General features: G+C 49.0%; 2 protein-coding genes. Both read right to left on the minus strand.

What is annotated here, in order from left to right:
* A partial coding sequence (gene glyQ, locus A3729_RS08970; protein WP_156497829.1) for a glycine--tRNA ligase subunit alpha occupies positions 1 to 920 on the minus strand: 920 nt, incomplete at its 3' end.
* An 88-nt stretch (positions 921 to 1,008) separates the two neighbouring features.
* On the minus strand, positions 1,009 to 1,209 hold a 201-nt coding region (locus tag A3729_RS08975; RefSeq protein WP_197475720.1), incomplete at its 5' end, for a YtoQ family protein.

Raw genomic sequence — 1,209 nt, forward strand, 5'->3', positions numbered from 1 at the left:
AGAGGGAAGCCTAATTCTTTACGACTATCAAAATATGCCTGGGCAACGGATCGTGCCAAGCCTCGAACACGCAGTATATAGCGCTGACGTTCAGTGACCGAGATCGCATGGCGGGCATCCAGCATGTTAAATGTGTGGGAAGCCTTAAGCACCAACTCATACGCTGGTAATGGCAAACCCTGGTCAATCATCTTCTGACTTTCAGCTTCACAGGTATCAAACTGTGCAAAAAGCGCATCAGTATTGGCGTGCTCAAAGTTGTAAGTCGACATTTCCACTTCGTTCTGGTGGAAAACATCGCCATAGGTCACATCACCATCTGGCCCATGCGCCCAGATTAAGTCATAAACGCTATCCACACCCTGAAGGTACATCGCGATACGTTCCAAACCGTAGGTAATTTCACCGGTTACCGGGTAACATTCGAGCCCGCCAACCTGTTGGAAGTAGGTGAACTGAGTTACCTCCATACCATTCAACCAGACTTCCCAACCCAAACCCCAGGCGCCTAGTGTAGGAGATTCCCAGTTATCCTCTACAAATCGAATATCGTGGACAGTGGTATCAATACCCATCGCCGCTAATGATTCAAGATAGAGTTCCTGAATATTCAGGGGTGAAGGCTTCATCACCACCTGGAATTGATAGTAATGCTGCAAACGGTTCGGGTTCTCGCCATAGCGACCATCTGTAGGTCGTCGACTTGGCTGAACATAGGCGGCATTCCAGGTCTCGGGCCCTATTGAGCGCAAGAAAGTAGCCGGGTGAAAAGTACCTGCTCCAACTTCCATATCAAGCGGCTGCAGGACTACACAGCCCTTACTCGCCCAGAAGTTTTGCAGGGCCAGAATCAGCCCCTGAAAAGTTTTAACGTCAGGCGCACCTGCACCGACTTCGTTTGCTTGGGTCTCGTTAGACACGATCGTACCACCAGATTCTTATAGAGTGAGAAACAAAAGAGCGGCATTATAACGTAAAACACGCCGCCTTGTAGCGAGATTAGCCCGACTATTGGTTGATATACTTCAAAATTTCAACTACTTGTTCCGGCGTTTCGGTCACCGCCATCGCTGCACCGTCAATTTCTTTCAAAGGATGCGTCAGTTCTGGCGCATGCATCACAATAATCGGCTTACCCTGACCAATCGCAATACCGGCGTCGAATGCTGCATTCCACTGCTTGTATTTTTCACCAAAACGCACCACAAC

The organism is Oleiphilus sp. HI0043 (genome assembly GCF_001634935.1).